Consider the following 5,130-nt stretch of genomic DNA (forward strand, 5'->3'; position numbering starts at 1 on the left):
TCCTACAACTGCCTGAGTTCGAAAAGTACAAGGCCACCTGATGAATGCCCCGAGGCGTCCACGAACAAAACCCAATTTTGCAGGTCCGACTATCTATGGCCATTTCAGCAACCTCCGTTCACGCGGCCGCTATCTACCAACCTTCCTCGCCCGGCAGCCGCGTTGTCCGGGATGCACGCCCTCTCCATTCCGCGACATCGGACTTCGTTGACACCGTCGTGCTGTGGGCGCCAACGCAGCGCGCCGCCCATCTCGCGGAGCCGCGCCATGACTAAGTTGCGCATGTCAGAACAGGTCGGCAACAAGGTCGCTGAGTTACGCGAACTCGCGAGCCGCACGGCCGAAGCGGCGCGTACCGCCTTGCCCGGTGAACAAAGTACAGTTTTCGATGCGGCGGAACAAATTCACCGTTTCGCCGACGGACTCGAGCGTCGTGCAAAGGCGACACTCGTTGAGCCGGCGATTGCCGACCTCCCATCGAATGCGACGACAGAGGAGGTTCGGACCGCGAGGCGACGACAGGCAACCCGCCGCGGCGCCGAAGTGTTCCTGCCGGCCTGGTCGTCGATGGCACGCGCGTTGCCCAATGCATTTCTTCGTTCGGCGCTGTTTTCTGCCGGGCGAAGGGTGCAGGCCGACAACGGGGGCGTGCTGGCGGGTGACCCCAGCTTGCTCGTCGTGGAAAAGGAAATTGGGTCGTTTCAGAACCTGACTCTGCTTCTCAGCGGATACGAGTTGTGCCAGTTTGACAAGTTGGTCTACGCCACCTGTCTCGACTACTACCGGGAGACACCGCTTTGCCCCGAAGATAGTTCCCGGCATAAACAGACGACCTTCTACGAGTTTGCCCGCCGCATGGGAAACGAATACAGCGTTAAAGCCCACAGGGCAGTTCGGGCCAGCCTCCTTCGTCTCTCCTTTGCTCAACTGCGCGTGCGCTACAACCGCCTAAATATCGAAGTACCGAAGCTTCTGTCCGTGACGTTCGAGGACGGTGACGACGGCGGCGATTTCAAGGCGAGCGATGCACTGCTGCTTCGCGTGACCGCCCCTGTGGCGGAATTGTTTGGTCCGGGCGCCTGGACCGCCGTCGACAATGAAGTGATGAACTACGATGGGTTGCGAGGATGGCTCGCAACCTTCTATGCAGGCCACGCCGGCCCCCAGTGGCTGGGGATTAGCAGCTTACACAAGCTCTCGGGTTACAAATCCCACCCGCGCAATTTCAAGGCCAGCCTGATTCGCGCTCTCGAAAGGCTGAAGGACCCAAAGACACCGACCTGTTGTCGCGTAGCGGCCTATCACTTTTCCAAAGACGGGATGAAGATTCTTGTCACCCGTTCTGAATGGGGCACTGGCCAGGTCGACTGACATCCCACTGCAGGGGCGCTTCATGCACAGTCATCGAAAAGTCTACGGAGCACACGGAAGGGGCGAGCGAATAACTTTTTGCTCGCCACAACTGTATGCGTGCGTGCGGTCGCGGTGATTGAAATGACGGCAGTCGATACAACCCTCTGGGACTTTTCCGCGTCCCGCCGCAGAAGTACGGATACCTGATGCGTTCCATCGGTCGGTGGCCTGTACAGTGGTCCGAGAATGTGCTGCTGTCTGTGTGACATTTCGTGCCTCAATCGCCATGTTCCGTGACTTCATGCGATGAGGTGGAAGCGGGCACGAACAGGTCGTGTCCGGCTCTCGCGCCGATAACTGCCAGCCGCCCAAGGTCGGCGACCCGAATCAGCCCGCCGCGCGTGGCGCCGTCAGGAAGCTGTTTAGCGCCAACCAGTTCGATGCCAGGCAGCAAGCGAGCAAGCGCCGAAGACTTGGTACCCATGGCTCGGGCCAGGTCCGCGAGCGGGACATAGCGTTGCCGGAATTCCAGCAACTGGTGCGGCAATACGACGTGGCAAGGCTGACCACGTCGCTGAATCAGCTCCGACGCGAGCAGTCCTTTGTCCGCCCAGTTCTGGATGGATTCCCACTTCCACCCGGTCGCTTTGGCCAACTGCTGAATTGACATGCCGGCCTCGAGCAGCGGTGTGCCGAAATACTGCGACACATCCGACCTCAGGAAGGCCATTTCGCCCAGTGTCCGACCACGCGCGACGGCTTTGACCTTGCCGCTCGCGATGGCTAGCATCAGCGATTCGATAGCCTTGCGCTCCCCCATACGCCGGCAGGTTAGCGCCGCCCATGTGCACGTTGCATCATCAATGACCGCAGCGTGCTGGGACAACCGCCCCACGCACTCATGTAAATCGAGGATGGATTGGCGGTTGACCGGACCGCCCTTCATCAGGTCTTCGCGCCAGCGAATATCTGACTGTATTACGCAGGCCGCTTTCATGCGCTCAAGTACGACGGGTGTAACGCCCGCCAGTTCGCAGGCGACGACGTCGGAAATCCACCCGGCACGTTGTCTCTGGATGCGCTCAACTTCGCCGCACGGAATTTCGAACAGCTGGCCACGCGTGCCGGTACGTCGTGCGCGGTGCTCACACTCGCCCGCGGCAATGGAGTCGTGAAGACGTGAGACGCTAACGCCGATAGCTTTTGCCGCATCTGGCGCGCGCATGTATCCACTCGCGTCCTCGGCAATTCCCTTGGCTGAATCCAGGCCCAGGACACAATCGGATTTCCTGGCAGCGACGTCGATGATGATTTCGAGCAACGGCTCGAGGGTCGTGCCCTGGCAGGCCTTTCGAAGACTCACGTACCAGTCACCGAGCAACGTGTTCAGCGTACGCGCTTCTTTTCGGCCGGAGGCAATGCGCTGCTCGACGTGATTGCGGAAACCCGTTGGCCAGTCAGAGAGCAAGGATTCAAGCGGCGAAAGAAATTCGACCGCTTCGGTAACGAATTTTGGCAACGCCGCGCCGCGCGGCAAACCCGGGCGCGTCGGGTCTGCGTATTGGCACAACGTTCGGACGACCTTCACCAGCACATTGATGTCGACGCCGCGCACAGGCGGCTTCATGCTGCCCGACTGGTGTCCGTTACTCGCAATCAGCGTCGACAGCCATTGCTGCGCCGTTGTTGCCGGCACGCGCGGCAGGCAGCTCAGGTCGTGGCCGCACGAGCACAAACCAATGTAGAGCCGCTCCGGCGACAGGTGCTTTCCACAGGCGTCGCACTGGTCGATAAGCAGGAATCGATGACGCGCACATGCCGTGACATAGGCGTGTCCCCAGTATTGTCGCAGGTGAGGCGATTCAGCCAGACACGCCGGGCATACAGCATCAGATTGCCCGCGGTGCAGACGTCCCCAACCCTGACCGAAATTTTCCTGTTTTAGGGCAAATTCGGTCCACGCCAGTTCAAGGTCGAGATTACGGGCCATATCGTCTGTGCGTGTAAGCAAGGCGCGACGATTGCGCTCGACACCCGCGGTACTCGCGAGGTCGCGCCAGTTGAACAGTGCGTTGTCTGCCGCAAGGCGTCGGTAGTAACCCATTCCGGACTCGTCGTCCTTAGGGGCGTATGTGAGAGCAAGGCTCATTGTTTGCCTCCTGATTTTGTGCGAACCGGTACTGACGACGCGTTACTGGTCAGCACATGAACGTACGCCTGCTTCAGCGCCGCCGGTTCCACGCCCACGTCGTCGATGCCAGCATCCTCGAAAGACAGCCTGTGAGGTGACCCGGCATGGTTGACGGATTTAATCGCCTTCTGGCAGTCCGCATATGTGACTGCGCGCGGTGCTTCGTTTCGCATGACGCGGGCTAGCTCCCGCATGAAGTCAGCGAGCAGCCCAATCAGGCCACCAGTGAGCAAATAGCATTGCTGCGTCAGCACGCGCGTGGGAACATCAATGGGATAGCCTGCGGCCGAAAACAGGCGAGCGTAATTTACGACGCACGAGGCGTAGGCGGTCATCTCGTCAGCGTCGGTTGCGTCGTACGGCAGAAAATTTAATGCGGGACAGGCGCGGTTACGCAGTTGCTCATTTGCCGAAAAAAGACGCTCAAGTTTCGGAATGCCGAAGAGAATCAGCGTCAGGCTGAGCGTGTCCGAAAGAGTCTTGAGCCAGTCGCTTGCCGCGCGCGGGGGCACGCGTGCCCCGTCATCGACGAGGTGCGAAATTTCGTCGAAAATCACGACTTTTGTACCGGCCAGGCGCAACTGTGTCACCATCATGTCGAACATCGCGCCCGCCGTCATGCTGCCGGGAACCTGAACGCCCAACGCCCGGAGCACACTTTTAGGAAGGGTTTTCGCCGTGGCGCCGGGAGGTACCTCGACAACAAGTACGGGCACATGGCGCCGTCCGTCGATGCGTTTCGCGGGGTAATCACGAGAAAGACTGGCGATGAGCGACGATTTGCCCGCCCGACTCGGACCAGGAACGCGAACGATTTTGGGCGCAAACCCCACGAGCGTGTCATCAATGCGCTCTTTGAGCGTATCAAGGTGCTCCATGAACATCGGATGCGGAAGCTCGCAAGTTTCGATGTCCCGGCGCAGTTGTTGAGCGGGCGTCACAGCAGTTTTTCTCCAGTGTTTCTGTTCACAATGTTCATCAAAGGTGCGTCGTCATACGATATGTCTACGGACTGAAGTCCTCCTGACGGCAACGATGGCTTGGCCGAAGGCGCGGGCACGACTGGCGCCACCGTCGAAAGCGGTCGGTCGATGGAGCGCTGGATGGCCGAGTTATCTTTGGAGCGGCGCACGGTTTCCTTGTTTTCCTCGCGCTTGCCGCGGGTCTTGCCCTTGCTGGCTTTCGCGCTTCCAGTGACCGCTTCGTCCATGTCCCGCTCGAACTGGCGCTTTTCGTGCGGCGCTTGCCAGTTCTCCATGCCCGAATCGAGTCGGGCTTTGGCTTCCGCGAAGGTCCATGCAGGCGTGTCATCCCGGACGTGTTCGTGTACTAGCGTGACGAGCGGGAAGTCATCACCCTCGTACACGTAGACTTGGCGAAAATCGTCGGGGTTGTAGACCACGTGGAGTTGCGCATGGTCGCCATACTTGTTGAGCAGGTACGACTTGGCATCGCCGCCGTACCTGAACCCATGCTCAAGCGAGATGTGGATAGCGTCAAGCAGCACGGCCGGTTTACCGACAATCATTTTGGCCGGTCGACCGGGATGATTGTCGGTCGTTATCCGGTCATGGTTGTCGCTCCTT

The 5,130-nt window shown here is 59.7% G+C and carries 3 protein-coding genes and 1 pseudogene; 1 reads left to right on the plus strand and 3 read right to left on the minus strand.

The features are described 5' to 3' along the window. Positions 1-267: 267 nt before the first annotated feature. Positions 268-1,371 carry a hypothetical protein gene (locus QCE69_RS39045; protein WP_309936114.1) on the plus strand — a complete coding sequence of 368 codons (1,104 nt, stop codon included), beginning with the start codon at positions 268-270 and terminating at the stop codon, positions 1,369-1,371. A 259-nt stretch (positions 1,372-1,630) separates the two neighbouring features. Here QCE69_RS39045 and QCE69_RS39050 read toward each other — a convergent pair whose 3' ends face one another. From QCE69_RS39050 to QCE69_RS39060, 3 genes and pseudogenes are all read right to left on the minus strand, one after another. Beyond that, positions 1,631-3,502 (minus strand): TniQ family protein, encoded by a 1,872-nt coding sequence (locus QCE69_RS39050; protein ID WP_309936115.1) that lies wholly within the window; start codon positions 3,500-3,502, stop codon positions 1,631-1,633. Then, positions 3,499-4,485 carry a TniB family NTP-binding protein gene (locus tag QCE69_RS39055; protein ID WP_309936116.1) on the minus strand — a complete coding sequence of 329 codons (987 nt, stop codon included), beginning with the start codon at positions 4,483-4,485 and terminating at the stop codon, positions 3,499-3,501. The genes QCE69_RS39050 and QCE69_RS39055 overlap by 4 nt, the downstream gene beginning before the upstream one ends. Further along, positions 4,482-5,130 (minus strand): annotated as a pseudogene (locus QCE69_RS39060) (hypothetical protein); the annotation flags it as partial. The gene QCE69_RS39055 and the pseudogene QCE69_RS39060, both read right to left, overlap by 4 nt.

The sequence above is a fragment of the Caballeronia sp. LZ032 genome (assembly GCF_031451315.1).
GTDB lineage: Bacteria > Pseudomonadota > Gammaproteobacteria > Burkholderiales > Burkholderiaceae > Caballeronia.

Coding starts and splice junctions, on each gene's coding strand:
- QCE69_RS39045 (WP_309936114.1), top strand. CDS start 268: ATGACTAAGTTGCGCATGTCAGAACAGGTCGGCAACAAGGTCGCTGAG.
- QCE69_RS39050 (WP_309936115.1), bottom strand. CDS start 3,502: ATGAGCCTTGCTCTCACATACGCCCCTAAGGACGACGAGTCCGGAATG.